Source organism: Herbiconiux ginsengi (assembly GCF_900107435.1).
Taxonomy (GTDB): Bacteria; Actinomycetota; Actinomycetes; order Actinomycetales; family Microbacteriaceae; genus Herbiconiux; species Herbiconiux ginsengi.
Genome location: NZ_FNPZ01000001.1, coordinates 329,511 through 355,974, shown reverse-complemented (window position 1 = coordinate 355,974; position 26,464 = coordinate 329,511). Strand labels below are relative to the sequence as shown.

The window sequence follows — 26,464 nt, the reverse complement described above, 5'->3', positions numbered from 1 at the left end:
CTCACGCTCACATGTCGCGCGGCGCCGGGCAAGGACCGGCGCCGCCCTCGGAGGCCGCGCGCAGCACGGCCCCCGAGGCAGCCAACACAGCACGGCCCCCGAGGCTGCCAACACAGCACACCGCTACGAGCGACGGAAGCCGCTCGGCGACTGGCCCGCGACGCGGCGGAACGCGCGGCTGAACGCGACGTCGCTGCAGTAGCCGAGCGCCGCCGCCGTCTGCCCCACGCTCCAGTGCTCGTCGCGCAGCAGCTGCTTGGCCCGCTGCATCCGCACTCGCGCCAGGTAACGCAGCGGCGGTTCGCCGACGGCTGCGCGGAACTGCTCCGCGAATACCGACCGCGAGGCATTCGCCACCCGGGCCAGCTCTGCCACCGACCATTTCGTGCCTGGATCGGCGTGGATCGCCTCTACGGCGCGGGCGATGTGCGGATCGCGCACCGCAAGCCGCCAGCCCTCGCCGTCGGCCGCGCATCGGCCCTCGGCCCAGCCGCGGATGACGGCGGCGGCGATGAGCGTGGCGAGTCCGGCGGCGAGCGACGTGGCGTCGGCTCGAGCGGAGTGCTGTTCTTCGAGCATCCCGTCGAGCAGGCCCGCCAGCACGGCCGGACGGTCGCGTTGGGCGCAGTTCACGATCAATTCGGGCAGCCCGACCACTGCGGTCTCGATGCCCCGGGGCTCGACGTGACCCGGGGTCGAGGCGACGCCGGCGCCGGCACCCGCGGCAACACCTGCGCCCGCCGAGAACGGCGTGACGCCCGGTCCGGGCTCGGGCCGCAACCGGACCGCCATCAGGTGCGCGTCGTCGACCACCGTGATGTCGTGTTCGCGGGCCGCCGGCAGCAGCACCACGTCTCCCGCGCGCATCAGAGTGCAGGCCCCGGACCCCGCGGATGCGGCAGCGTGATCGCTCGTAGTCGCCACGCAGACCGAGCCCGAGACGAGGTGATAGAGGGCCGGAGCGGCAGCCGGCCGGCGCCGCTCGCCGAGGGCGAGCTCGAGCATCTCCACCTCGAGCGCGCGGTACCGGAGGCGCGCCAGCAGTTCTCCGAGGGCGTCGGCGGCGGGTGGTGCAGAACTCGGCGGCACAGAACTCATGGGAATTTCAAGGCCGGGGGCGCCCCGCGCATTCCCCCACCCCGCTCCGCGCAACCCGATGCAACCTCCACGCGCGTAGCGTGCTGCGCATCCGACATCGTCGTCGCAGAAGGAGCATTCCATGACCATCACCGATCGCCCCGAGGCCGCCGCAGCCGCGCCCTCCGCCCCCACCGTCTACGCGAATCCGGGAACCGCCGGATCCGTCATGAGCTTCAAACCGCGCTACGACAACTACATCGGCGGTCAGTACGTGCCGCCGGCGAACGGCCAGTACTTCCAGAACCCGTCTCCCGTGACGGGCCAGGTCTTCACCGAGGTCGCCCGCGGCACCGCGCCCGATGTCGATCGCGCGGTCGAGGCGGGCTGGAAGGCGTTCGACGCCTGGGGCAAGACGAGCGTCGCCGAGCGCGCCGTCATCCTCAACAAGATCGCCGACCGGATGGAGCAGAACCTCGAACTCCTCGCCGTGGCCGAGACCTGGGAGAACGGCAAGCCGGTGCGCGAGACGCTCGCGGCCGACATCCCGCTCGCCATCGACCACTTCCGCTACTTCGCCGGGTGCATCCGGGCGCAGGAGGGCGGCATCTCCGAGCTCGACCAGGACACCGTGGCCTACCACTTCCACGAGCCGCTGGGCGTCGTGGGGCAGATCATCCCGTGGAACTTCCCCATCCTGATGGCCGTGTGGAAGCTCGCCCCGGCGCTCGCAGCGGGCAACTGCATCGTTCTGAAGCCCGCCGAACAGACGCCGGCGTCGATCCACGTCTGGCTCGACCTCATCAAAGACCTGCTGCCGGCGGGCGTGCTCAACATCGTGAACGGATTCGGCATCGAGGCCGGAGCGCCGCTCGCGAGCCACCCGAAGATCCGCAAGATCGCGTTCACCGGCGAGACCACCACGGGTCGCCTGATCATGCAGTACGCGAGCGAGAACCTCATCCCGGTCACCCTGGAGCTCGGGGGCAAGAGCCCGAACGTGTTCTTCGCCGACGTGGCCGACCAGAAGGACTCGTTCTACGACAAGGCGCTCGAGGGTTTCACCTTCTTCGCGCTCAACCAGGGCGAGGTCTGCACCTGCCCGTCGCGGGCGCTCGTGCAGCGCTCGATCTACGACGGTTTCGTGGCCGACGGGCTCGACCGGGTGGCGAAGGTCAAGCAGGGCAACCCGCTCGACGTGTCGACCATGATCGGGGCGCAGGCCTCCAACGATCAGCTGGAGAAGATCCTCAGCTACATGGACATCGGCAAGCAGGAGGGCGCGAAGCTGCTCGCCGGCGGCGCGCGGGCCGACCTCGGCGGTGAACTCTCCGGCGGCTACTACGTGCAGCCGACGGTGTTCGAGGGGCGCAACGACATGCGCATCTTCCAGGAGGAGATCTTCGGTCCGGTGCTCGCGCTCACGAGCTTCGACGACTACGACGACGCCATCTCCATCGCCAACGACACCCTCTACGGGCTCGGCGCCGGCGTCTGGTCGCGCTCGGGATCGCAGCTCTACCGCGCGGGCCGCGCCATCCAGGCCGGCCGGGTCTGGTCGAACACCTACCACCAGTACCCGGCGCACGCGGCGTTCGGCGGCTACAAGCAGTCGGGCATCGGCCGGGAGAACCACCGGATGATGCTCGACCACTACCAGCAGACGAAGAACCTCCTCGTCTCCTACGCCGACGGGCCGATGGGATTCTTCTGATGCCCGACCGGCTCACGACCGACGGTGCAGGGGTCTCGGCTCCTGCACCGTTCGGTGCGCCGTCCCGGGTCGACGTGACGGATGCCGCTGCCGACATGCTGCGGCACCTCGCTGAGACCAACGGGCAGCTGATGTTCCACCAGTCGGGCGGATGCTGCGACGGCTCGTCGCCGATGTGCTACCCGGTGGGCATGTTCCGGGTGGGCGCCTCCGACATCCTGCTCGGCACGTTGCACGTCGAGGGCACCTACCCGATCGACGTGTACATGTCGAAGTCCCAGTTCGAGTATTGGAAGTACACCCACCTCACCATCGACATCGTCGACGGGCGGGGGAGCGGGTTCTCGATCGAGGCGCCCGAGGGCAAGCGGTTCCTCATCCGCTCCCGGATGCTCGATGACAGGGAACTCGAAGCTTTCGGCCTTGCGACTCACGGAGCGGTGTAGCGCCCGTTCGCGCATCCGCTGGTTAGCCTGGGGGCATGTCGACGATCAGGCATCCGGTCGGGCCGCAGCCCAAGAAGGTGTACTGGCGCCGCCGTCTGGTGGTGCTCTTGCTGGCGCTCGCGATCATCGCCATCGTGGTGCTGATCGTGGTGCGGCCGGGCTCCGGTCCGGCCGATGCGAGCAACGGCGGCATCCACACCGGCCCGCCGCCCACCACCGCGTCGACGGATGCCGCCGACACGACCGCATCCTCCACACCCGGTGCGGTCGACGCGTCCTCCACCACGCCGCCCGGCGAGGTCGTGGCCTGTGCCGCCGGCAACATCTCGATCTCCCCGGTGACGGATGCCGCGAACTACGACGCCTCCACGAAGCCCCAGCTGTCGTTCACCATCACGAACACGGGCTCGGAGCCCTGCAAGATCAACGCGGGCACCTCGCAGCAGGTCTACACGATCACGAGCGGCGACGAGACCTACTGGGTCTCGACCGACTGCCAGACCGACCCCTCCGACACCGAAGCCGTGCTCGAGCCGGGCGTCGCGGTCTCGTCGACGCCCTTCACCTGGGACCGCACGCGTTCCTCGAAGGACACCTGCTCGGCCACCGATCGCCCTCAGGTGCCGGCCGCTGGCGCGTCCTACCACCTCAACGTGCGGGTGGCGGGCATCGATTCGGCCGACTCGCAGCAGTTCATCCTCAACTGAGCAGGCGTGGCGTCGGACACCATTCAACGCTAGGGGCGCGGCCGTCGATCCTGGCAAAGCGCTCCTAACCAGGGATGCTGACACGAATGTGTATAGTGACAAGGAAATAGGCGAAATACGCGTTTGGGGGAACGTGTGAACATGCAACGCATGCCCCATCCGGATTTCGAGACCGAGAAACTCATCCGATGGCTTGAAGCAAGCGATCAGTGGATCACGCGACAAGGAGACGCCATGGTTGTCGCTCAATGCTCCAGCTGCAGTCGTTTGGAATACTTCAGTCTCTTCAAGCAGCAGTTCCCAGCCGAGAGGCGTAAGAATGACATCAACAAGAGAGAGTGTTGTCGAGGTGAAGAAGTTGCCTAACGAGTTTTATGCCGAGATCGTGTGCGAGGCCGTGAACGTTTCCGAGAAGCGCTTCGTGGCAGCCCTGGATGCTGTGGCCACCTGTCTCTTCGTTCTCGATGGCGCGCAAGGAGCACAGTTTTCTGCTGATCCTAAGCAGCGCCGAGTGACATTCGGCTTCGTTCTCGTCGCGGAGGATGAGTTGGCGGCGGGGCGTGAGGCATCAAACTTGGCACGCACGGCTCTTCACGCCTCAGGTGGGGCCACGCCGTCTTGGACGGGGAACTTCCGGGTGGTGGAGTCAAGCCAAAAGCTGCTGGTTACCGCCTGAGTAGGCGCCGTGGGTAATGGTTTGTTTGGCCGATTGTTGCGCGACGGCTACTTGTAGAACAGGGCCGCCCAGACCAGGATGCCGGCCAGCGCCAGCAAGACGGCGACCAGGGCGATGATTCCCACGCGGCGAAGGCGTGGGTGGGCCGCGGGGTAGTAGCGGCGGTGAATGCGTCGCTCTCGGCGACGTCGCTTCGTCGAGGGCACGGATGCGACGCTACGCCCGGCGCCGATCCGGTGGGTGACGAGCGTGTGAACGGGCCCTGGGAATCCGCCTCTTGCGGTGCTGTTCAGACGACGGCTGTAGCATTCAGCCGTGAGCGCCACGACGTCACAAAAGGGCACGGCGACGACCGTCGCGCCCACCGGCCCGCTCGAGATCGCCGTCTCGGGCGGTGTGGTGCGCGGTGTCGAGCGGGCGCGGCTCGGGATGCGGCACTGGCGCGGCATTCCGTACGCCGCTCCGCCGGTCGGGTCGCTGCGGTTCCGGTCGCCGCGGCCGGTCGTGCCGTGGCAGGGCGTGCGCGATGCCTCCGAGTTCGGGCCTATCGCGATGCAGTCACGTGACGGCAACTTCATCGGCGCCTCTCGCACCGCCACGATGTCGGAGGACTGCCTCACCATCAACGTGCTGCGCCCGGCGACGGATGTGCAGGGCCTTCCCGTCATGGTCTTCGTGCACGGCGGCGCCTACAGCGTCGGCTCGTCGGCCGAACACCCGCGCAACGGCGAAGCGCTGGTGCGCGAGGGCGGCGTGGTCTACGTGAGCTTCAACTACCGGCTCGGCGCGCTCGGCTACCTGGACTTCACCCGGTTCTCGACCCCCGAGCGACCCCTCGAATCGAACCTCGGCCTGCGCGACCAGGTCGCCGCTCTCGAATGGGTGCGCGACAACATCGCGGCGTTCGGCGGCGACCCGGCCAACGTGACCCTGTTCGGCGAATCCGCCGGGGCCAACGCCGTCACCACGTTGATGGCCACCCCCGCCGCCCGCGGACTCTTCGCCCGCGCGATCGCGCAGAGTGCCCCGGCCAACGCGATCTACCTGCCCGAGATGACGGCCGTCTGGGCGGAGGAGTTCGTCGAACTCCTCACCGAGTCGATCGACACCGACGGCGTCGAGTCCACCTCCGACGACATCGCGGGGCAGGTGCTCGCGGATGCCGCCGCCGCTGAACTGGTGGAGGCGGCCGTGTCTCTCACCCTCAAGACCCCGGATGCGCATCCGGGCACCATCGTGCTCTCCCCGGTGATCGATGGCGACTTCCTGCCCGAGCGCCCGCTCGACGCGTTCAAGGAGGGCCGCGCCGCACCCGTGCCGCTCATCATCGGCACCAACGACCGCGAGGGATCGCTCTTCACCGGGCGACTCGACATCCTCGCCACGACGCCGAAGCGCATCCGAGCCATCTTCTCCCGCACCAAGAAGGGCGCGCGCAAGGCGATCAAGGCCGAATACCCGGGGCTGCCGGCCAAACGCGCGGCGGCCGACTTCGGAGGTGACTACGCGTTCTGGTATCCGACGGTGAAGGTGGCCGAACGGCACGCCCGCTACCACCCCGTGCACTTCTACCGCTTCGACATCGCACCCCGGCTCGTGCGTCTGGCCGGCTTCGACGCCACGCACGGTCTCGAGCTCTACGCCATCTTCGACCGGATGAACGGCTGGTTCGGTCGCACCATGACCGCCCTCGGCGGTCGGCGGGCCTTCCTCGGCGCGAGCAGGCGGATGCGCGCCCACTGGCTCGCCTTCGCCCGCGACGGGCGGGTCGACGAGACCGAGTGGCCGCGTTACGACGACGACGAGCGGCTGACACTCATCATCGACAAGTCGGATCGGGTCGAATCCGACCCGCGCGGTTCGCGGCGCCTGGCCTGGCAGGCCTTCGTTCCCCACGTGTGAGCGGCGCCGCGTGCCGGGCCGACCCCACCCGGCAGGGCAGGGCAGGGGGTGGCCGTTCCGCTACCCGAAGGCGCGACCCAGGGCTTTCACGAGCTGACGCACGTCGTCGTCGATGATCGTCGTGAAACCCAGACGACGGGCTTCGGATGCGCGGGTGCGGCTCGAGGAGACCGGCCGCACCTCGCCCGCGAGGCTGATCTCACCGAAGGCCGCCAGATCGTGCGGTAACGGCTTGTCGTTCGAAGCCGAGGCCAGAGCCAGCGCGATGGCGAGGTCGGCCGCCGGCTCGGTGAGCTTCACGCCGCCCACGGTGGAGACGTAGACGTCTTGGTCGCTCAGCCGGATGCGCGCCCGCCGCTCGAGTACGGCGAGAATCATCGCCACCCGCGAGGAGTCGACTCCGTTGGTGACCCGGCGCGGATTCGGCGACGGTGTCGACACCACGAGCGCCTGCACCTCGACCGGGAGGGCCCGCCGGCCCTCGAGCGCAACGGTGACGCAGGTGCCCGACACCGCATCCGACCCGCGCGAGAGGAACAATCCGCTCGGATCGGGCACCTCGGCGATGCCGTCGGACGTCATCTCGAAGCAGCCCACCTCATCCGTCGGCCCGAACCGGTTCTTGAGCGCCCGCACGAAGCGCAGCGAGGTCTGCCGGTCGCCCTCGAACTGGCACACCACGTCGACCAGGTGCTCCAGCACCCGGGGCCCCGCGATCGACCCGTCTTTCGTGACGTGCCCCACCAGCAGCACCGGCAGCGACCGCTCCTTCGCCACCCGGATGAGGGAGGACGCCACCTCCCGCACCTGCGTTGGTGAGCCGGCGGCCGAGTCGAGCGAGGAGGACGACACCGTCTGCACCGAGTCGACGATGACGAGGTGCGGCTGCACCGCGTCGATCTGCCCGAGCACGGTGGCCAGGTCGGTCTCGGCCGCCAGCATGAGAGTCGGGGAGAGCGAGTGGGTGCGCTCGGCCCGGAGCTTCACTTGCGAGACCGACTCCTCGGCCGAGACGTAGAGCACGCGCAGGTGCTCCTCGGCGGCTTTCGCCGCGACCTCGAGCAGCAGCGTCGACTTGCCGACACCGGGCTCGCCGGAGAGCAGGATGGCGGCGCCGGGCACGAGCCCGCCGCCGAGCACGCGATCGAATTCGCCGATGCCGGTGGCCCAGTGCGCCGCCACGTCGGACGAGATCTCGGTGATGGGCCGGGCGATGCGCGCCGCGTCGAGCACCGTCGCCCGAACGGCGCGCGAGATGCCCTCGTTTTCGGCCGACGACACGACGGTGCCCCACGACTGGCATTCGCCGCAGCGCCCCACCCACTTCGCCGTCTGCCATCCGCATTCGGTGCAGCGGTATGCGCTCGGTGTCCTGGTGGCCATGAGCACACACTAAAGCCGACCCCCGACATCCGGATGCCGACCCGCGAGAAGTGCACGACCGCGCCGCTTTACACAGCGCCGCAGGGACAGGATGCCGGGTCGGGTGAAGACCCTCCGCGGCGCCGACCCGAGTCGGCTCAGTCCTCGTCGAGATCCAGGTCGACCAGCACCTGACCGGCCTTGCCCCGGGCGGCGAGCGTCGCGGCACGCTCGGCGAGGCGGCGGCGCACCTCCACCTGGGCGTCTTCGACGAACTTCGGGTCGAGTGCGGCGCTCGGGAAATGCGGGTCGCCGTGGTACTTCTCGATGTAGGCGTCGAGCTCGGGGCCCGACTCCCACGAGGTGATGAGGCAGTAGCGCGGCTCGGGGCCCTTCTGCCAGACCGCGTGCCAGAAGCGCTGGGTGTCGACGATCACCTGACGGCCGGCGGGCAGCGAGATGCGCACCTCGGTCTCGGGGTCGAAGCGGTCTTCGCGCAGGATGAGGTAGGAGTCCGGATCGTCGGAGAGGTTGAAGAATCCGCGCACGATCCAGCCCGTTCCATCGGGGTTCAGACGGTTGTTGTCGTCTTGGTGCAGGTTGTACAGGGCCGTCGGATAGGTGTCGGGCTGCAATTCGATCACGCGGCAGCGGCCGATGTTCGCCCCGGGCTCCTCGGCGCGGGCCTTCAGGATCGGGGCCTTTTCGATGTTCGACGGCACCCACACGCCGTCTTTGTCGGTGCGCGGCGGGGTGTGGTTCCAGAAGCCGTTGCACTCCATGTCGCCGAATGCGCTCGCCAGCGGGGCGAAGCGGGTGTCGCCGGACGACTTCCAGTCGACGTATTCGAGGTCGAGCCATTCCTTCGGATCGGCGGCCTGGTCGTAAGAGTCGAGAACGACGTAACCGGTCTCGTCGAATGCTGTCGATCGAACGTAGCTCATCGGGGAAATGGGCCCTTCCAGTAAGAGAACAAGTGCATTGTGACATGCTCTACTTAGGCAAGGCTAACACGGCGTATCCGGCCCGACAGGGGCCGAAAGTCCCGTCGGTCTTCCGGTGGCGCCCCCTGCGGAGGACAATGCGAGGCATGGCATCCGGAACCGCAGAAGACCCTTGGCAGCTGACGACCGCACCCGGCTCGTCGAGCTACACGATGTACCGCGACGAGACCGTCGATCCGCCCACCCTGGTGTGTCAGGTGGGTTCGACGACGCTGAAATACCAGTTGCGCGCGATCGACGACCTGCACGCGTGGCTGAAGGAGCAGGGCGACTGGGTGCCGCTCGGCGCGGCCGACGAGCAGAAGCCCGCGCCGGAAGGATCCGTCGAGGCCTGGGGTCGCTCCGAACAGAACCCCGTGGGTGGCTGGTACGGCTTGCGCAAGGGCTACCGCGGGCGTTTCGGCATGTACCTGCCGCCGCTGCTCGAGCAGCTCGGGCTGGTGGAGCTCACGCATGACGCCCGCAACAATTCGGTGCGCGCGCTCTGAGCGGACAAGCGAGCCGTCGGCTCCGGATCGACGTAAACTGAATGGCGACTGGCGACGACGGCAGGAGCACCGACACCCAGCAGACCCGCACCACTCGTTCGACCCAAGGAGGCGACTTTGACCGATGACGTATCTGGAGCCCCTCACCTCGAATCCGTTCTGCGCACCGCCTCATCGCATCCGATCGCTCTCGATCGCAGCGACCTGGTTCTCCGCAAAGGCCAGCTGACCCTTCTCAACGGGCACGCCACCCCGCGCCAGTCGATGATCGAGGATCTCCTCTTCATCGCCGACGCGCTCGACGCGGCGCATGTGCCGTTCCTGCTCGTGCGCGGCAACGACGAGCGCCCGGTGCTCGCGGTTCGCTGGGCCGACCGCAAGCGCGCCAAGGCCGCTCTGTTGGAGAGCATGGCCGGTGAGCCGTTCTACTCCAAGGCGCCGGGTGCCCCCGCAGTGCTGGTGGCCGACGGCAAGCTCACTCGCGACCCGAAGGCGCGGGTCATGCGGCTCTACCGCCCCCGGATCGAGCCGATCGGCCGGCTGCGCTACGGAGTCGGCTCGGCCGTGCAGCTCGAGTTCTGGCGCGAGAACGGCGACGTCGTCGAGGCGCCGGTGGAGAACTCGCTCACGCGGCGCCTCATCCCGCGCGAGGAGATGACCGAGACCACGGTGGATCTCTTCGGCCGCACCTGGACGACGATCGAGGGCATGTTCTCCACGCTCGCGAGCGACATCGGCTTCGATGTCGACATCGTGTTCTCCTGGGTCGACGGCACGGCCATCGAGTTCCAGCGCGCCCGCGCGAAGCGCATGGCGAGCTACGTGGTGGGCGACGGCGACGACTCCGAGGCCCGCTACCGCCAGATCGACGAGTTGAAGTACGCCTTGCGCAGCGTCTACACCTTCGCCCCCTGGATCCGCCGCATCTTCATCGCCACCGACTCGCCGCGCCCCGCCTGGCTGGCCGACGACCCGCGGGTCACGATCATGCCGAGCGAGGAGTTCTTCCGCGACCCGTCCGACCTGCCGACGCACAACTCGCACGCCGTCGAAGCTCAGCTGCACCGCATACCGGGCCTCTCGGAGCACTTCCTCTACTCCAACGACGACATGTTCTTCGGGCGTCCGGTGAAGCCCGACCTGTTCTTCTCACCCGGTGGCATCACGAAGTTCGTCGAGGCCGACACCCGCATCGGCCTCGGCTCGAACGCTCTGCACCGCAGCGGTTTCGAGAACGCCGCGCGCGTCAATCGCGAGCTGCTGCAGCAGCGGTTCGGCCGGGTCACCACCCGGCACCTCGAGCACTGTGCCGCGCCGCTGCGCAAGAGCGTGCTGTTCGAGATGGAGCAGGAGTTCTCCGACGCCTTCGCGCGCACCGCGGCGAGCCCGTTCCGTTCGGCCACCGACATCTCGGTGACGAACTCGTTCTACCACTACTACGCGCTGATGACCGGCCGGGCCGTGGTGCAGACGGAGGCGAAGGTCAAGTACATCGAGACCACGCTCCGCTCCGCGCTCAGGGAGATGGACGTGCTGCTGAAGAAGCGGTCGATGGACATGTTCTGCCTCAACGACGGGTCGAAGCCCGAGATCGAGGTCGAGGAGCGCACCACGGCGGTCATCTCGTTCCTCGAACGCTACTTCCCGTTCCCCGCGCCCTGGGAGAAGACCGAGGTCACACTCCCGTCGGCAGCAGGATCGGCATCGTCATCGGCGGTTCTGGCGATACCCGCGGGCTGACCGCGTCGGCGATCGTGACGCCCAGCGTCGCGAGCCGCAGGCGGGTCTCCTCCGCCGTGATGTGGTCGAGCGCGGGGTAGCTGCCCACCGGCACCACGGAGTGCAGCACGGTGTGCTCGTAGACGTGCACGAGGTTGAAGGCCTGGGCGCCGGCCCGGCCCTTCGTGCCGCCGACCTCCACGTTGAGGTCCTGGGTGTAGCACGTGGCGCTCGCCACCGACACCGGGATGCCCGCGAACGTGGCGGTGGTGGAGTAGTGCAGGTGCCCGGCGATGATCGAGCGCACGTCGGAGCCCTCGAGCACCTCGGCGAGCCCCTTCTGGTCGCGGAGCTCGACGGCGACGGCCAGGTCGAGCACGCTCGGCACAGGCGGGTGGTGCAGGGCCAGGATGGTCCCGTGCGGGGCCGGCGAGGCGAGTTCTTCCGCCAGCCAGTCGAGCTGCGCACCCGAGACCTCGCCGTGGTGGTGGCCCGGCACGGTGGAGTCGAGGGTGATCACGCGCAGGCCGTTGACGTCGTAGACGCGGTCGACTGCGCGGTCGCTCGGCATCTCGCCGAAGAGCTCCTCGCGGAATGCCGCGCGGTCGTCGTGGTTTCCCATCACCCAGATCACCTGCGCGCCCAGCCGCGCGGCGGCCGGCTCGACGATCGCGCGGAGCCGCTCGTAGGCATCCGGTTCGCCCTTGTCGGCCAGGTCGCCGGTGAAGACGATGGCTTCGGGGCGGCCCCCGGAGGCCTCGAGTTCGGCGAAAACCTCGCGGAGGTGCGCCTCGCTGTCGACCGTGCCGTAGAGCTTGCCACCCCCGGCCAGCAGGTGCGTGTCGCTCAGGTGAAGGAGGAAATGGTTCGGCCTCGGGTACTCGGCCGTTCTGTTAGTCACAAGACTTCCATTCGGGTGAGGTGCGGGCGACAGGGGAGCCGTCCGTCCGTGGTGCTGGTTCGACTCAAGCACGCGAAAGTGAACGAATGGGTGACGTTTGCTGGCGAGTCGCACCGGGAATCGAGTCTGGCGGGCGGCTGGTTCAGGGAACACCCCCAATCCGGGGGTCAGTGCCCGGTGCGATCCGTGGGTTCGTCGTGGTCGGGATGAGCGTCGCGGCCGGGCCGGCGAAGGCCGATCTTCTCGTTGAGGAACGACACGATCGTCGCCGTCGCCACACCCAGGATGGCGACGCCGCCGAACATCAGGATCACCGCGAGCACCCGGCCGACGACCGTGACCGGGTAGTAGTCGCCGTAGCCGACCGTGGTCATCGTGACGCAGGCCCACCAGATGGCGTCGCCGAAACTCGTGATCGTGGCACCGGGCGCGTCGCGTTCGGCGGAGAGCTCGGCGAGCGAGATCGAGTAGATGAAGAGGATCACGAAGAGACCGGCGTAGATGATGACCGTCGCGCGCACCGAGCCGCCGCTGCGGCGGCGGAAATAGGGGATGTCGCGCAGTCGGGTCAGCAGGAGGAACGGGCGGAACACCGGCACGAGCACCGACAGGAGGTCGAGCGGCGTGGAGCGGAAGAACGCGCCCTTGTCGGTCGCCAGGACCAATCGCACGACGTAGTCGACGGCGAAGCTCAGCCAGATCACGAAGAGGACGATGCTGAGGGTGAGCGTTCCTCCAGGGGCCATCTCGGGAGTCAGCACCTGCACCGTGTAGAGCACGATGAACACCATCGAGAGCACCACGAGGGGAACCGACGTGGTGGTCTCCCAGCGGCGACGCCGATCCTCGTCTTTCGTCATGCCCGTCTCCTCGGTCGGCATCAGGATGACACGGTTCGTCGCCCGGAAAGAGTAAGTTGGGGGCGTGTTGGACCCGGCCCTGGAGGCGAAGCGACTGGCGGTCAGTCGCGACGAGAACCTCCCAGACATCGATTGGGTGACCCCGCCCGCCGGTGCGGTCACCTCCACCTTCCGCGCGCCGAGCGGCGATCTCGCGGTGGTCTCGCTGGGCGACCCCGCGCATCCGCGGGTCGTGCTGGTGGCCGGCGCGACCGGGTCGAAGGAGGACTTCCACTTCATCATGCCCGAGCTCGCGGCCGCCGGGTACTACGTGCAGAGCTACGACCTCGCCGGCCAGTTCGAGTCGCACGCGGCCGGACCCTGGAACCTCGATCCGCCGGCCAAGCACTACACGCTCGAGCTCTTCGTCGACGACATGATCGCCTTTCTGGCGGCCGGCGCCGCGCCCGTGCACCTGCTCGGCTACTCGTTCGCCGGCGTGGTCGCCGAAGTGGTGGTGACCTCGCGGCCCGACCTCGTGGCCAGCCTCACGCTGCTCGGCACCCCGCCCGACCCGGGCCAGAGCTTCGCCGGGGTGAGCCGGATCGGCCGATTCTCCGATCTCGCGACTCCGGCCGCGGCGGCGAACCTGATGCGCTGGGGCGTGCAGGCGAATGTGCTGCGGGTGCGGCCGGGCCGCTTGAAGTTCGTGCGCGACCGCTTCCACCTCACCCGTCGCGACTCGCACCGCGACATCATGGACATCATGATGCGGGCCCCCGATCTCGAGGCGGCGATCGCGGCCGTCGACATCCCGAAGGCTGTCGCCGTGGGGGAGCATGACCTGTGGCCGCTGGCCCGGCACGCGCGCTTCGCCGAGGCGATCGGCGCCTCCATCAGCGTGTACCGCACCGGACACAGCCCCTGCGAAGACGCTCCCTATGAGTTGAGTGGCGACCTGCTGGCGCTTTACGCGAAGGCGAACGCCGGGTAACGGTGCATTTCAGGGCGACCGATGCCCTATACGGGGTCGCTCTCGCTCAGATCTACCGAAACTCGCCGTGCAGCCTCACGGCGGGCCGCGCGCCGGCGTGACCAGCGCTGCCACGGCCACTGCCCGGGCAGGTTCACGCCGATGGTGCGGAAGGCCCAGCCGAGCCGTCGCATGAACCCTTTGTAGCTGTGGAACGGCCGGCCCGAGATCGGCATCACGAGAGTGGCGTCGTATTCCACGGTCATGTCGGGCAGCAGGTGGTAGGTGATGTCGAGATCGTCGTGCACCTGGCGGTCGGTGCGGTGCACGGTGTCGCGGATGCGCATCCAGGCATCCCGGCGCATCGCCATGTTGCTGCCGAACAGGGGTGCGTGACCGAGGAAGAGGGTCATCCAGGTGACGTAGCCGCCGAGGTAGAACGTCTTTCCGGCCCACGCGCCCGCGGCGTTGATGTCGTAGAAGCGGCCCGGCCCCGTGTAGGCGGTGGGGGCATCCGCTCGCTGAAAGACGCCCTCGACGCGTTCGAGCCAGTCGGGCAGCGGCACGGAGTCGGCGTCGATGCGGGCGAGCAGGGTTCCGGTGGCGGCGTCGAAGCCGGCCGCCGTGGCTCGCAGGATGCCCTGGATGGGCTCGTCGATGAGGCGCGCGCCGTATGCGCGGGCGACGTCGGCGGTATCGTCGGTGCTGCCGTTGTCGACCACGATGATCTCGTCGGCGGGGCGGGTCTGCGCGGAGAGGGCCTCGAGTGCGCGCCGGAGGAACTCGGCGTCGTCACGGGCAGGGATGACCACGGAAATCGAGATCTCCATCCCGCCAGACTATCGCCCGACGCACGGCCCGCTGCCGATTGGCGAGACTGGCCCCGCTCGCGTACACTCATCTGCGGTACCGTGTCCGAGCGGCCGAAGGTGCAACTCTCGAAAAGTTGTGTGGGGGAGACTCCACCGTGGGTTCAAATCCCACCGGTACCGCCATGGTAAAAGCCCCGCAGTCCCCTGGAAATAAGGGAATGTGGGGCTTTTCTTATTGTGCGAGACCCGGCCTTGACTACACCTTGACTACAACTACCCAAGAGAATGAGGTCAATCGACTCACGCGGCTTTCGAAGCTCCGCTCGGAGACCGTGGGACTGCTAGCCCAAATTCGTGATGCCACTGTGACGACGCTTCAAGCAGACGGTCACGAGCGCCTAACGCCGCGTACAAGAGAACCGTGAAGCTTCTCGGGTATTGAGACCTACCGGCCGGGTTCGACTTTCGATTGATGGCTTGGTGCAGTGCGAGTGCGGTCTGCTCTGCGTTCGGTGCTCCAAGGAAGAGAGTGTGAAGCCCGTGACGGCGCGGGAGTAGTCATCGAGGACGATCGTGAGCCACGGCCTCGCCGCGGCACCGTCCTTCCCGAGCACAACTACGTCGAGGAGGGTGTGGTCTGCTTGCCACTGCTCGTTGGGTCGCTCAGCGTTACGGCGGAACACGAGCTCGAACCGATCACGGTAGGCAGCATCACCCTTCGTGGCGAGCGTCCGCAGTCCCGGGTCGACCGCTTGCACGATCGCCCGGACGCTGGAGTAGCTGGGCGCCGGAAGCCCGCGGTCACGGGCGATGTCACTGACCCGGCGGTGAATGTACGCCGTCGTCGGCGTCGGATGACGGAGCGCGAGAGCCTCGACTGCTTCGATCAACTCGGCGGCCGTCCGCCGCTGCCCCCTGTCGCTGCGGGCCGGCCGCCGCAGCGAAGCCGGATCAGCTCGGTACGCGGCTGCCCACCGTCGGAGCGTGCGAGCTGGCACGCCTGAGTCCTCCGCGATCCTGACCCAGGGGACGCCGTCTTCGTGTTCCCGCAGTAGTGCCAGTTTCGTTTCGACACTGCGCTGCGCCACGACTCATCCCCGGCTAGGCCTGACCGAGCTCGGACTGGAGGTGGCGATAGATAGTCGGGCGGGAGACCCCGAAGGTGTCGGCGATTTCCTGCACGGTGTGGTTGCCACTGTCATACATCGACCGGGCCTGTCGGATCTTGTTCGCAGTCATCTTGAACTTCGGCCCACCCTTTCGGCCTCGAGCACGTGCCGCCGCGAGTCCGTCATGGGTGCGTTCAACGATGAGGTCATGCTCGAACTCCGCGATCGCCGCCAGCATGTGAAAGAACGACCGACCCCCAGGAGTGGTTGTATCGATGCCCTGCGACAACGCCTTCAACGCGATCCCGCGCTGCTGCAGCTCGTCGGCCACATGCTTCAGGTTCCGCACCGACCGGCCGAGCCGGTCCAGCTTTGTCACGACGAGGGTGTCTCCGTCGCGCAGATACGACAGCGCATCCGTCAGCGCCGGTCGCTTCGCGAGCGTGCCCGATGCGTGCTCGACGAAGATCTTCTCGCAGCCGGCGGCCTCGAGCACGTCGGTCTGGCCTTCGGGATTCTGATCCCGGGTCGAGACACGCGCATAACCGATCGTTGCCATGCGTCACTGTAACGCGAACGCAGTTCGCTTTACATAGATTGCGAACACGGGTAATGAGACACGACACGCCGATTTTGCATTCGAAGCCGTCGACCGTTTCGCGAACGTTCGTTCGTGGATGCTCGGCTACCCACGTAGATTTGCCTCAACGGAGTGCGAAGGCCCGAGGGCATAGCGCTTCCGTGTATCACGCCCGAGCCGATGGGGGAAATGTGATCAATCGAAAAGTAGGGCGGCCGTCGTGGCTCCCTTGACTCTGGCGGCGGTGGTCTTCGCCTTCAGTGCGCCGGCTGCATCCGGCTCCCCGAGTGCCGCCGTTAGCAGCGTGGGGTCCGGTGCAGCTCCCGCCATAGCCGCCCTTCCGACGCCGGTGACAGACCCATCTGAGATCGTGTTCTCGGATGAGGAATTGAAGTTCCAAGCAGAACGGGCCGAGGCCTCGGGAACCACCGCGGAACAGGTGCGAGCGGATGACGTTCGCGCCCTCCAATTTGGCCAGATCGCGGCGCAGCTGGAGAGCGCGTACAAGGGCATCTACATTCAGTCTGCGTGGCGGCATGATCAGACGCCGCAGGCGCAGCTCGTGCTCGCTGGTGAGGTGCCCGCAGGGGCATGGGAGATCATCAAGTCGGCACCGTTCGACATCGACGTTGTCGAAACGGACGGCCCGACCCTCGACGAATCCACTGCTGTCATTGATCAGATCGTTCAGGGGCTTCGGGCGGACGGCGAGGTCACTCTGGTGACAGGCAATTACGACCCGCTCGCATCCACGTATGCGATCAGCTACTTCGGTGAGCAACTCGATCAGTCCACGGCATTGCGTACCGCTCAGGCTGAGACGAGCGAGAAGGTTCAGATTACATACGAGGGCGCGGTGCCGGAGGGCGAGGGGCCGCAGTTCTTTGGCGGGGACCCCATAAATGTGGCTGGGTGCACGGCCGGGTTCGTGATCTGGAATCAACTGAGCACGTATGGCATCGCCACAGCCAGCCACTGCCCGAACCTGAACGGCAACTTCAACTACCTTGACGGGCTCTTCTCCAACGGTGGGACGGTAAATCCCGCATACGGTGATGTTCGATGGGGCTGGGCATCTTCCGGCACTGTCAGTTCAAACCCGAGTATCTCGGCCAGCTGGGCTTCTATGTAGCTCTCGTCGACGACAAGCTGCGTCGGCCCCAGCATGCCGAGACTGTTGGACTTCTGTTGGTCACGAACAAGAACGATGCCGTCGTGCGCTATTCGCTGGGATCTCAGCAGACGCCGATCGGGGTCGCCAGTTATGACATGCTTCCTCCGATGATCCAAGCCGCTCTCCCATCGGAGGACGATCTCGCCGCAGCACTGCGGACCGACTAGGGATATGCGGCGAAGGACCCGATCATCCGCAGTACGCCGAACGTTTGGGGCGACTCCCGACGACCGCGCAGGAAGTCAGATGCTGCCAAAGGGTGCCGGGCTATCCCGAGAAATGGTCGTCGGCGCTCAGGAAGGTTGCTCCGTCGAGGGCCTCTACGAGGCGCTCGGGACAGGGGTCAAGGGGATGGAGGTTCCAGCTGTCGAAGGTCGTTGAGCCTTCCATGGTGTAGCAGGTGTACACGGAGGTGGGGCCGAAGTAGGGTCCACTCTCGGTTCGTGGACCTCGTATGGGGCCGGAGCTGCGAACGCATCAGGATCGGAGATTTCATCCCATACCTCGCCGGGAAACTCGTCTTCTGCTCCTGCGATCGCATCGGAGATCGTCGAGACCGGTTTGTCGGATGATGAGCGAAGGGTGTTCCACACTGCATCCTTGTTCACCATGACCTGCTGCCACAGCGAGGGGTCCAGCTCGGACGAACAGCCAGCCAGCGCGGTCGCCATCACAACGATCATGGCGGAACCAACTACTCGAACAGGTCTCACGCGCACCCCTCCTCATCATGGACCGTCACAACTCTAAATCGTGCGTAGCTTCGTTATCGCGTCCCCGGTGTACCTAACGCTCGATCAGGTCGCGGTCGGTAAGGAATGAACATAAGACGCAGCGATGCTTGAGGCAAACCCTGGCGATGTCACTCCGGAACAAGACGCGCTTGGCGATCGGCTCGCTACGAGTGATCCAGTCGGTGAGATGTCGAGCAACGTCGGACTGCTCCGGCGAGCGGTCGTGGTGCTGGTGCTGAGTCTTCTGATCGGCTGCGCGGAGTCGTGGGCGCAGGGTCTCCTCCCGGACCTTCTGCGACCGCTGTCGAATTCACCGAGAGTGCCGACGACACCGAGTTCTTGAAACGAAACACCCCGATCCCAGTCGACGGCAACGGCTCGGTCCCGCTGGTCGAGCTCGCCAAGATCGACATGCCCTCACTGCCCAGGATCGGAGGGATCAAGTCACAAACGAACCGGCACGCGGAACTGAGGGCGTCGTATCGGCGGTTCGTGTATCCGGCGCCGAACGCGTGATGGCAGTTGGATGGAACCGAATATGTGCTGAGCGGTGGGCGGAAGTGTGTGATTTTCCAGCTCATCGACGACCACTCCCGCCTCGCGATTGCCACCCATGTCGCGTGGGGTGAGACGTCCGCTGGGGCGATCGCGGTGGTGTCTCAGGGCATCGCGGCTCACGGTGTGCCGCAGCGGCTGCTGAGCGATAACGGTGCGGCGTTGAACCCGTCCCGGCGCGGGGTGCTGGGCCAGCTCGTGGCGTATGTCACCTCGCTCGGGGTCGAGCCGATCACCGGGAAACCGGGTAAGCCGACGACGCAGGGCAAGAACGAGCGGTTCCATCAGCCCCTGCTCCGGTTCCTCGACCGGCAGCCGTTGGCTGAGAGCCTTGAGGAGTTGCAGGAGCAGGTCGACCGGTTCGATGAGGTCTATGACAACGAGCGCCCGCATCAAGGGTTGCCGGGGAGGGCGACTCCGCAGAAGGCGTGGTTGGCGACTCCGCGGGACACGGGGACGGTATTCCGGCGAGGGACCCTCTTCCACGTCGATCGCGCCTTGTCGGGCGCTCTCGTCTTCCTCGTCGAAACGGAGGCCGCGTTGCTCGTCTTCGACGATCAGGGCACCCAACTCATCGAGCACGCGTGGCCGGTGCCCGGCACCAGATACGTCGGCAGTGGGCGACCCAGAGGACCTCGCGGACCACGCACGACCGGGTGAGTGTCACCGATGTGCTGAGACATGAAGTGTTACCGATGTCCTGAGGCAGAACTGTCACCTATGTCCTGAGACATCACAGGGGTTTCGTCATTCCCTGATTGATCGCCCGGCCACGTTTTGACCACATCCGATCTGCGCGTGGCCTGATCGAGCTCGACCCAACACTGTCCAGGACCGGCTCACCACCGGATGGCTCCGTGCGTTGAGCACTTCCCTGCGAAACGTGCCTCCGGCCATGACCCCTGATCTGGTGTCTTTCTTCGGGCAGGACGTTGCCGGCCCGTCCCGGGACACTACTGTGTTTCCACTGTGGGCTGCAGTGCAGGATTCCGGACGAGTACGCCACGGTGACAGACGTTTGCGATTCGATGACGAAGGGCAGGGCTGGGCATGAGCGTAGGGGGACTGCGGAAGTTCTCGCGATCCGGCGGACGACTCGGCGCGGGTCTTCTCGCCGCCGTGGCGCTGATCGCACCGGCGATGGCAGCCAGCGCCGCGACGCCGACCGTGGGAGACACAGTCTATGTGGGCGACGGGACAGGATACAGCGGCACGTCCCTGCATCCCGTCTATCCTGAGACCCCCGCGGACCCCGACCACCCGGGCGAGGCCGCGTTCTGGGCCTACTGCGTTGAGCACGACATCCCCGTGCAGGTCCGTCGAGAGGGACAGCTGGGAGATCTCGACAGCTTCCTCGGAGAGAATTACTTCGCCGGCGACCAGGCCGTGCAGGGCCGAGTGCTTTGGATTCTTGCGCACAGCTATCCCGCGCTCAGCCTCACGGACTTTGGGGCCGCCGCCGGTGTTCCCGGTATCTCGCAGAACGACGCCATCGAGGCGACACAGTACGCGATCTGGCGCTACACCGATCTCGATTTCGATGCCTCGTGGAATTGGGAGACACAGGACTCCGAGAACGCGTACTGGTATCTGGTCGACAGTGCGAATGCGAGCGACGGGATGACGTCTGCCGACTTCGAGACGACGGCCACGGTCTCGGCGCCGCTCGCGCATCAGAGCGCGGAAAGCCTCATCGGTCCGTTCCTCGTGAACACGAACAAACCGACGGCGAGTGTCAGTGTCGACGGTGGTTTCGTCCTCACCGATGCGGAAGGGACCCCGCTCGACACCGATGCGGTCGTCGACGGGCAGGAGATCTACATAGACGCCCGTCATCTGACGGTGGCTGGGAGCGCGACTGTGACCGTCTCGGCCAGAGGCTCCAGCGCGACGGGCCGCGTCATCTCAACTCCCACCGAGCCCGGCGAGACGCCGACGGCGGGTGACCACAGCCAGTCACTCATCCTCGTCGCCGGTGACGCCACGACGACATCCGATGACGCGACCGTGACGTGGGCAGCGGCTCCGGGCTCCGGGACGGTCACAACCCCTACCGTCCCGGCCGGTATCCCGGGGCCCGCAGGGTCGGGAACCGGCAGCGACGCATCCGGAGGCGCCGGTCAGCTGGCGGCGACAGGGTTCGCGATCCTCCCGGTCGCGGCCACCTCGGTACTCCTCGGGGCTGCGGGCGCGGTCGCGCTGGTGTCCCGGCGCCGGCGCCACGGCAGAGCATAGACGACTCATAGATCAAGTCGCTGCCGCGCATACTGCGAATACATCCCGACCGTACACGGGATCGTCGCGCAATACGGCGCCGTTTCTGGGGTCAACATGGAGTTCGAATCCCACCGACATTGCCGCAGTAACTCCTGATCATGAGCACTTTTCGAAGTGTTCCTGATCTCACCGTTCCCGGGCGTCTGCGAGCGCGGTCATCCACTCCTCGATTCCCTCCGGCGTGCGTGGCATGCCCGCCGAGAGGTTGATCGATGAGGTCTCGGTCACGACGAGGTCGTCCTCGATGCGGACGCCGAGCCCTCGCAGCTCTGCCGGCACCGTGAGGTCGTTGACCTGGAAGTACAGTCCCGGCTCCACCGTCAGCGTGTGGCCCGCGGCGAGCGTTCCGCCCAGGTACGACTCCTGCGGCGCGTGGTTGCAGTCGTGGGTGTCCATGCCGAGCATGTGACCGGCCCTCGAGATGCTCCACCGGCGGTGGTGCAGCGCATCCGGGGCCATCGCCTCGTCGAGCGACGAACGGATGAGCCCCAGCTCGATCAGGCCCTCGGTGAGCGAGAGGCCGCACGCGTCCTGGTAGTCCTGGAAGCGGACCCCCGCCCGCAGGGTGTCGATGCCGGCCTGCTGGGCGCGCAGCACGATCGAGTAGACGTCTCGCTGCAGCGGGGTGAAGACGCCGTTCACCGGCACCGTGCGGGTGATGTCGGCCGAATAGAGCGACTGCAGCTCGACACCCATGTCCATCAGCACGAGCGCGCCGTCGGGCAGGTTGCCGGTGTTGCGGGTCCAGTGCAGGGTGGTGGCATGGCTGCCCGCCGCGACGATCGAGCCGTAGGCCGGCCCCTCGCCCTCGAGGCGAGAGCGGCGGGTGAACGTGCCCTCGATGTAGCGTTCCCCGCGCGTGCTCGCGCGGGCGGCATCCCACTCGGCGAGGCAGTCCTCGAAGCCTCGGGCGGTCGCGTCGACCGCGAGCTGCAGCTGGCCGATCTCCCAGTCGTTCTTGATCAGGCGCAGCTCGTCGAGCGTGGTCTTCAGCGCGAGATGCGGCGTGAACGCGGGGCCGCAGACCTGCCGCACCAGCTCGTCGACCGTCTCGTCGAGAGCGGGCAGAACCCGGATGCGCCGGGCCCGCCGGGCGGCTTGTTCGAAGTCGCGCCGGAAGTCGGTGAGTGGCCGGGTCTCGATGCCCAGCGCGTCCTGGGTCTCCTGCAGGGTGGGGCGGGCCCCCACCCAGAGGTCGCCGAGGGCGTCGTTCTGCCAGAACTCGTCGCCGTTCCGGCCCGAGGGGCCGCGCAGGTAGAGGATCGACCCGGCCTCGCCTCCGGTGGTGTCGACCACCAGCACGCTCTCGGCCACTTGGTTTCCGGTGAGCCAGACATGGTCGGTGCCGGGGCGGAAGGTGTGGTCGGTGTCGTTCGATCGCACCCGGGGCAACCCGGCCGGGATGACGAGCAGCTCTGCGGGCAGCGCCTGCGCAAGCCGGGCCCTGCGCTCGGCCGTGTACGCCAGCACCGGGTTGTCGCGGTCGAGCACCGGGGCGGGATCGGCCCAGCCGGTGGTCATGAAGGTGCCGTCGCCCGGCAGCGGGGGGCGATTGGCCGCGCGGGGCATGGCCCACGGGCTCGCGTGCAGGTGGGCGTGCTGCTGGCCGCTCGCGGAGTCGGGGGCGCTCATACGGTGGTCCGCTCGAGGGCGGCCGGCACGTCGTCCAGCCAGGCGGCACGGTCGGTCTCCGCGGGGGCGACCGGCAGGCGGCCCGCACCGTCGGGCAGCGGGATGGCGGCGAGCAGCGCCCTGGTATAGGGGTGCAGCGGGTTCTGCCAGACGGTCTCGGTGACGCCCGACTCGACGACGCGACCCTGGTACATCACGAGCACCCGGTCGGCGATGCGCCGCACCACCGAGAGGTCGTGCGAGATGAAGAGCATTCCCGCCCCGGCCTCGACGCTGAGCGAGCGCATCAGCGCCGCCACACTCGTCTGGGTGGAGGCGTCGAGCGCCGAGATGGGCTCGTCGGCCACGAGCATGCCGGGCCGCGCCGCCAGCGCCCGCGCGATGGCGATGCGCTGCTTCTGGCCGCCTGAGAACTCGTGGGGGAAGCGGCTCACCATCGCGGGATCGAGCCCCACGCGGCGCAGCCAGTCGGCGGGGTCGGAGCCCCGATCGCCGCGGGCGAGCGCGGCGCGCACCCCGTCGCCGATCTGATCGCCGACGCGGCGGCGCGGGTTGAGCGAGGAGTTCGGATCCTGGAAGACCATCTGCATCCCCGTCATGGCCGCCGAGCGTCGGCGCAGCCCGAGCGTCGGCACGTCGTCGCCGTTCAGGCGCACCACCCCGGCTTTGCGCTTCTCGATGCCCACGATCGCGCGGGCGAGGCTCGACTTGCCGCAGCCGCTCTCGCCCACCAGGGCCACGACCTCTCCGGCGGCGACGGCGAGTCCGACGCCGTCGACAGCCCGCAGGGCCGGGCGGCGCCCGTACTCGACGACGATCCCCTCGGCCTCGAGCACGGGGCGGCCGCCCGAGAGCGGCTCACGCTCCCGCTCCGGCTGCGACACCGACTCCGACGTCACGTGCTCGCTCATCGTGCCTCCTCCCCGGTCTGCTCGAAACTCGATCCGGGCAGTGCCGCCAGCAGCGATCGTGTGTAGTCGTCCTGCGGCGACGTGAACAGCTGCTCCCGGGGCGCCGACTCCACCACGAGGCCCTGCCGCATCACGGTCACCTCGTCGGCCACCGCGCTCATCACGCCGAGGTCGTGCGTGACCAGCAGGATGCTCAGATCGCCGCCGTCGGCCAGCTCGCGCAGCAGCTGAAGCACCCCGGCCTGAACGGTCACGTCCAGCGCCGTGGTGGGTTCGTCGGCCAGCAGCACGGTGGGGTCGCAGGCGAGTGCCACCGCGATGGCGATGCGCTGCCGCTGCCCGCCCGAGAACTGGTGCGGGTATTTCGAGAGCGCACCCCGTGCATCCGGAACCCGTACCCGGTCGAGCAGGGCTTCGGCCTTCTGGCGGGCCTCGGCCTTTCCGAGTCCGAGGTGGTGGCGCATGTGGTCGGTGAGCTGACGGCCCACGGGCAGCTGCGGGTGCAGGCTCGTGGACGGGTCTTGGAACACCATCGCCACGCGCCGCCCGCGCACGCCCTGCAGCACGCCGCGCGACGCGCCGACGAGCTCGGTGGAGGCCGGGCCCTCAGCGTCGGCCAGGCGGATGCTGCCGCTCGCCGTCATGCTTCCGGGCAGCAACCCCAGCACGGCCAGCGCCGTCATCGTCTTGCCCGAGCCCGATTCGCCGGCGAGCCCGTGGATTCCGCCGCGCTTCAACGCGAGGTCGATACCGCCCACGATGGTGTGGGAGCGGGTGGCGATGCGCAGGCCCTCGATGGTCAGGGCGGCCGGATCGATCGACGAGCTCACAGCGTGGTCCCTCCGCCCTTGATGGTGGCCGACTTCGGGTCGAGCGCGTCGCGCAGCGCGTCGCCGACGAAGTTGAACGCGATCACGACCGTGAGGATGGCGAGCCCGGGGAAGACCCCGATCCACCAGGCGTCGAAGTTCTTGATCGCATCCGACACCATCGATCCCCACTCGGCCGTGGGCGGCTTCGCCCCGAGCCCGAGGAACGACAGCCCCGACAGCAGCAGGATGGCCGTGCCGATGTCCAGGCTCGCGAGCACCAGAACCGGCCCCACGATGTTCGGCGCGATGTCGCGGCCGAGCGAGCGCACCGCCGAGAAGCCGAGAAGCTGACCTGACACCACGTAGTTCGACGACCGCAGCCCGAGCACGAGCCCGCGGGTGAGCCTCGCGTATGACGGCCACGACACGATCAGCGCGGCCAGAACCGCGTTGACCAGCGACGCCCCGAGCGCCGCGGCGATCACCATGGCCAGGATGACCGTGGGGAAGGCCATCACCAGGTCGGTGACGCGCATGGCCACCTCGTCGACCGCACGGCCGAAGAATCCGGCCACCGAGCCGACGACCGCGCCGATCAGCACCGAGAGCACCACGAGCAGCAGAGCGAGCGGGATGGTGACCTGGGCGCCCCAGAGCACGCGGGAGAAGACGTCCCGGCCGAGCGCATCCGTGCCCATCAGGGTGCCCTCGCCGGGAGCCTGCAGGATCGGGAGATCCTGGGCGAGGGGGTCGTGCGGGGCGATCACGGGGGCGAGCAGGGCGATCAGGATCCAGAACACGGCCACGGCCGCACCGAGGATGCCGAGGGGAGCCGACCACCGGCCGAGTCGCAGGCGGGGTCGCCGCCACCGCGGTGCCGCCGCCTCGATCGGGTCGAGCATCCCGGCCTGGACGCCGTCGCGCGGGCCGGCGGGGGCGCCGTCGCGAGGATCGGCGCGGGGGGAGCGCGGTTCGCTCATGAGGCCAGCCTCACTCTCGGGTCGAGCACGCCGTAGAGCAGGTCGACGATCAGGTTCACCAGGAGGTACATCACGCCGATCAGGAGGCCGACGCCCATGATGCCGGGCAGGTCGAGGTGCGACGCCGCCTGGTAGGCGTACGAGCCGATGCCCGGCCAGGCGAAGATCGCCTCCACGAGCACCGTGCCGCTGAGCAGGCTGCCGAAGGCGAGGCCCACGACGGTGAGGATGGGGATGCTCGCGCCGCGCAGCACGTACGACCAGATCACGGTGCGGGTGGGCAGGCCTTTGGCGCGGGCGGCCCGCACGTAGTCCTGGTCGAGGATCTCGAGCACGGCGGTGCGCACGAACCGGGTGAGCAGCCCCACCGTGTAGAGGGTGAGCACGAGCACGGGGAGGAAGAGGTGCGAGGCCGCGTCGAGGAAGGTGTCGAGCTGGCCGGCCAGCAGCGCGTCGACCGTGTAGAGGCCGGTGACGTGGGGTGGGGTGCTGAAGTCGCTGCTCAGCCGGCCGGAACCCGGCGCGATGTGCAGCTGGAAGTAGAAGACGTAGTAGAGCACCAGCGCCAGCCAGAACGTGGGAACGCTGAGGCCCGCCAGCGAGACGACGCGCAGCACGTGGTCGGAGGCCTTGCCGCGCCGGTAGGCCGCGATGGTGCCGAGCACCACCCCGATGATCACGCTGAGCACGATGGCCCCGAGCGCGATCTCGAGCGTGGCCGGCAGCGCCTTGGCCAGGTCGTCGACCACCGGGTTGTGGGTGGTGGTGGAGACGCCGAGGTCGCCGTGAAGCAGGTTGCCGAGGTAGGTGAAGTACTGCACCACGAGCGGCTGGTCGAGCCCGTAGGTGGCCCGGAACTGGGCGACGATGGCCGGGTCTTCGGCGGCGCGCTGGCCGAGGGCCGCGGCTACCGGATCGCCCGGCACCAGGTTCGTCAGCACAAAGGTGACGAGGGTCACGCCCACCACGAGCAAGAGGGATGTGAGCACGCGGCGCAGGGCGTAACGGAGAAAGGGATGGGCCGTCCGGCCCCCGCGCGAACGCGGGGGCCGGACGGCCGTGGTGCGGGTCACGAGTGGG

The 26,464-nt window shown here is 67.8% G+C and carries 26 protein-coding genes, 1 tRNA gene and 1 pseudogene; 14 read left to right on the top strand and 14 right to left on the bottom strand.

Annotated elements, in window-relative coordinates; genetic code table 11:
- Positions 1 to 123: 123 nt before the first annotated feature.
- A complete protein-coding gene (locus BLW00_RS01695) occupies positions 124 to 1,098 on the bottom strand; it encodes an AraC family transcriptional regulator (RefSeq protein ID WP_175494086.1) in 975 nt (324 codons plus the stop codon).
- 121 nt (positions 1,099 to 1,219) lie between these two features.
- On the opposite strand from BLW00_RS01695, the gene exaC reads away from it, so the two are divergent.
- The 4 genes from exaC to BLW00_RS01675 all read left to right on the top strand — a co-directional run bounded on the left by exaC (position 1,220) and on the right by BLW00_RS01675 (position 4,620).
- Complete coding sequence (gene exaC / locus BLW00_RS01690) at positions 1,220 to 2,791, top strand: acetaldehyde dehydrogenase ExaC (protein WP_092548260.1); 1,572 nt, start codon at positions 1,220 to 1,222, stop codon at positions 2,789 to 2,791.
- Complete coding sequence (locus BLW00_RS01685; RefSeq protein ID WP_092548257.1) at positions 2,791 to 3,237, top strand: DUF779 domain-containing protein; 447 nt, start codon at positions 2,791 to 2,793, stop codon at positions 3,235 to 3,237. Before exaC ends, BLW00_RS01685 begins: the two co-directional genes overlap by 1 nt.
- Before the next feature lie 35 nt (positions 3,238 to 3,272).
- Positions 3,273 to 3,944 carry a hypothetical protein gene (locus tag BLW00_RS01680; protein ID WP_092548254.1) on the top strand — a complete coding sequence of 224 codons (672 nt, stop codon included), beginning with the start codon at positions 3,273 to 3,275 and terminating at the stop codon, positions 3,942 to 3,944.
- Positions 3,945 to 4,263: 319 nt separating this feature from the next.
- Positions 4,264 to 4,620, top strand: coding sequence for a hypothetical protein (locus BLW00_RS01675; protein ID WP_139256576.1), 357 nt, complete (start codon positions 4,264 to 4,266; stop codon positions 4,618 to 4,620).
- Between the two features lie 47 nt (positions 4,621 to 4,667).
- Here BLW00_RS01675 and BLW00_RS23250 read toward each other — a convergent pair whose 3' ends face one another.
- Positions 4,668 to 4,826 (bottom strand): hypothetical protein, encoded by a 159-nt coding sequence (locus BLW00_RS23250; protein WP_175494085.1) that lies wholly within the window; start codon positions 4,824 to 4,826, stop codon positions 4,668 to 4,670.
- Positions 4,827 to 4,935: 109 nt separating this feature from the next.
- On the opposite strand from BLW00_RS23250, the gene BLW00_RS01670 reads away from it, so the two are divergent.
- Complete coding sequence (locus BLW00_RS01670) at positions 4,936 to 6,522, top strand: carboxylesterase/lipase family protein (protein ID WP_092548248.1); 1,587 nt, start codon at positions 4,936 to 4,938, stop codon at positions 6,520 to 6,522.
- A gap of 60 nt (positions 6,523 to 6,582) precedes the next feature.
- On the opposite strand, the gene radA is transcribed toward BLW00_RS01670, so the two are convergent.
- Positions 6,583 to 7,905 (bottom strand): DNA repair protein RadA, encoded by a 1,323-nt coding sequence (gene radA / locus BLW00_RS01665; RefSeq protein ID WP_092548245.1) that lies wholly within the window; start codon positions 7,903 to 7,905, stop codon positions 6,583 to 6,585.
- Between the two features lie 137 nt (positions 7,906 to 8,042).
- A complete protein-coding gene (locus tag BLW00_RS01660) occupies positions 8,043 to 8,828 on the bottom strand; it encodes a cupin domain-containing protein (RefSeq protein WP_092548242.1) in 786 nt (261 codons plus the stop codon).
- A gap of 146 nt (positions 8,829 to 8,974) precedes the next feature.
- On the opposite strand from BLW00_RS01660, the gene BLW00_RS01655 reads away from it, so the two are divergent.
- Positions 8,975 to 9,376: a DUF6855 family protein gene (locus BLW00_RS01655; protein WP_092548239.1), complete on the top strand. Its 402-nt coding sequence runs from the start codon at positions 8,975 to 8,977 to the stop codon at positions 9,374 to 9,376.
- Positions 9,377 to 9,493: 117 nt separating this feature from the next.
- A complete protein-coding gene (locus tag BLW00_RS01650) occupies positions 9,494 to 11,116 on the top strand; it encodes a stealth family protein (RefSeq protein WP_407650940.1) in 1,623 nt (540 codons plus the stop codon).
- Here BLW00_RS01650 and BLW00_RS01645 read toward each other — a convergent pair.
- Positions 11,052 to 11,996 (bottom strand): phosphodiesterase, encoded by a 945-nt coding sequence (locus BLW00_RS01645; protein ID WP_092548236.1) that lies wholly within the window; start codon positions 11,994 to 11,996, stop codon positions 11,052 to 11,054. The two genes, BLW00_RS01650 and BLW00_RS01645, sit on opposite strands and share 65 nt — an antisense overlap.
- A 167-nt stretch (positions 11,997 to 12,163) precedes the next feature.
- Positions 12,164 to 12,877 (bottom strand): potassium channel family protein, encoded by a 714-nt coding sequence (locus BLW00_RS01640; protein ID WP_407650939.1) that lies wholly within the window; start codon positions 12,875 to 12,877, stop codon positions 12,164 to 12,166.
- 43 nt (positions 12,878 to 12,920) lie between these two features.
- On the opposite strand from BLW00_RS01640, the gene BLW00_RS01635 reads away from it, so the two are divergent.
- On the top strand, positions 12,921 to 13,829 hold the full coding sequence (locus BLW00_RS01635; protein ID WP_245741194.1) for an alpha/beta fold hydrolase: 909 nt from the start codon (positions 12,921 to 12,923) through the stop codon (positions 13,827 to 13,829).
- Between the two features lie 26 nt (positions 13,830 to 13,855).
- Here BLW00_RS01635 and BLW00_RS01630 read toward each other — a convergent pair whose 3' ends face one another.
- Positions 13,856 to 14,638 carry a glycosyltransferase family 2 protein gene (locus tag BLW00_RS01630; protein WP_092548230.1) on the bottom strand — a complete coding sequence of 261 codons (783 nt, stop codon included), beginning with the start codon at positions 14,636 to 14,638 and terminating at the stop codon, positions 13,856 to 13,858.
- A 75-nt stretch (positions 14,639 to 14,713) separates the two neighbouring features.
- Between BLW00_RS01630 and BLW00_RS01625 the strand changes: the two genes are divergently transcribed.
- A tRNA-Ser gene (locus tag BLW00_RS01625) sits at positions 14,714 to 14,803 on the top strand.
- A 215-nt stretch (positions 14,804 to 15,018) separates the two neighbouring features.
- Here the strand turns inward: BLW00_RS01625 and BLW00_RS01620 are convergent.
- Together BLW00_RS01620 and BLW00_RS01615 are read right to left on the bottom strand one after the other, a co-directional pair.
- Positions 15,019 to 15,708, bottom strand: a complete 690-nt coding sequence (locus tag BLW00_RS01620; protein WP_245741192.1) for a helix-turn-helix domain-containing protein — start codon at positions 15,706 to 15,708, stop codon at positions 15,019 to 15,021.
- 13 nt (positions 15,709 to 15,721) lie between these two features.
- Positions 15,722 to 16,288 (bottom strand): recombinase family protein, encoded by a 567-nt coding sequence (locus BLW00_RS01615; protein WP_092548227.1) that lies wholly within the window; start codon positions 16,286 to 16,288, stop codon positions 15,722 to 15,724.
- Positions 16,289 to 16,529: 241 nt separating this feature from the next.
- Between BLW00_RS01615 and BLW00_RS01610 the strand changes: the two genes are divergently transcribed.
- From BLW00_RS01610 to BLW00_RS01590, 5 genes and pseudogenes are all read left to right on the top strand, one after another.
- Positions 16,530 to 17,441: a chymotrypsin family serine protease gene (locus BLW00_RS01610; RefSeq protein ID WP_092548224.1), complete on the top strand. Its 912-nt coding sequence runs from the start codon at positions 16,530 to 16,532 to the stop codon at positions 17,439 to 17,441.
- Positions 17,372 to 17,650: a PDDEXK nuclease domain-containing protein gene (locus BLW00_RS01605; protein ID WP_245741185.1), complete on the top strand. Its 279-nt coding sequence runs from the start codon at positions 17,372 to 17,374 to the stop codon at positions 17,648 to 17,650. Before BLW00_RS01610 ends, BLW00_RS01605 begins: the two co-directional genes overlap by 70 nt.
- A gap of 670 nt (positions 17,651 to 18,320) precedes the next feature.
- Positions 18,321 to 18,560 (top strand): DUF6518 family protein, encoded by a 240-nt coding sequence (locus BLW00_RS24345; RefSeq protein ID WP_407650938.1) that lies wholly within the window; start codon positions 18,321 to 18,323, stop codon positions 18,558 to 18,560.
- Positions 18,561 to 18,688: 128 nt separating this feature from the next.
- A pseudogene (locus BLW00_RS01595) lies at positions 18,689 to 19,216 on the top strand (integrase core domain-containing protein); the annotation flags it as partial.
- 606 nt (positions 19,217 to 19,822) lie between these two features.
- Positions 19,823 to 21,007 (top strand): thioester domain-containing protein, encoded by a 1,185-nt coding sequence (locus tag BLW00_RS01590; RefSeq protein WP_092548218.1) that lies wholly within the window; start codon positions 19,823 to 19,825, stop codon positions 21,005 to 21,007.
- A gap of 168 nt (positions 21,008 to 21,175) precedes the next feature.
- Here BLW00_RS01590 and BLW00_RS01585 read toward each other — a convergent pair whose 3' ends face one another.
- The 5 genes from BLW00_RS01585 to BLW00_RS01565 are packed head-to-tail and all read right to left on the bottom strand — an operon-like array spanning position 21,176 to position 26,457.
- The gene (locus BLW00_RS01585; protein ID WP_092548215.1) at positions 21,176 to 22,681 is read right to left on the bottom strand and encodes an aminopeptidase P family protein; all 1,506 of its coding nucleotides are present in this window, start codon (positions 22,679 to 22,681) and stop codon (positions 21,176 to 21,178) included.
- Complete coding sequence (locus BLW00_RS01580; protein WP_092548212.1) at positions 22,678 to 23,592, bottom strand: ABC transporter ATP-binding protein; 915 nt, start codon at positions 23,590 to 23,592, stop codon at positions 22,678 to 22,680. Before BLW00_RS01580 ends, BLW00_RS01585 begins: the two co-directional genes overlap by 4 nt.
- The gene (locus BLW00_RS01575; RefSeq protein WP_217634263.1) at positions 23,589 to 24,422 is read right to left on the bottom strand and encodes an ABC transporter ATP-binding protein; all 834 of its coding nucleotides are present in this window, start codon (positions 24,420 to 24,422) and stop codon (positions 23,589 to 23,591) included. The genes BLW00_RS01580 and BLW00_RS01575 overlap by 4 nt, the downstream gene beginning before the upstream one ends.
- Positions 24,419 to 25,384: an ABC transporter permease gene (locus BLW00_RS01570; protein WP_245741183.1), complete on the bottom strand. Its 966-nt coding sequence runs from the start codon at positions 25,382 to 25,384 to the stop codon at positions 24,419 to 24,421. The genes BLW00_RS01575 and BLW00_RS01570 overlap by 4 nt, the downstream gene beginning before the upstream one ends.
- Positions 25,381 to 26,457: an ABC transporter permease gene (locus BLW00_RS01565; RefSeq protein ID WP_092548209.1), complete on the bottom strand. Its 1,077-nt coding sequence runs from the start codon at positions 26,455 to 26,457 to the stop codon at positions 25,381 to 25,383. Before BLW00_RS01565 ends, BLW00_RS01570 begins: the two co-directional genes overlap by 4 nt.
- Positions 26,458 to 26,464: the final 7 nt, after the last annotated feature.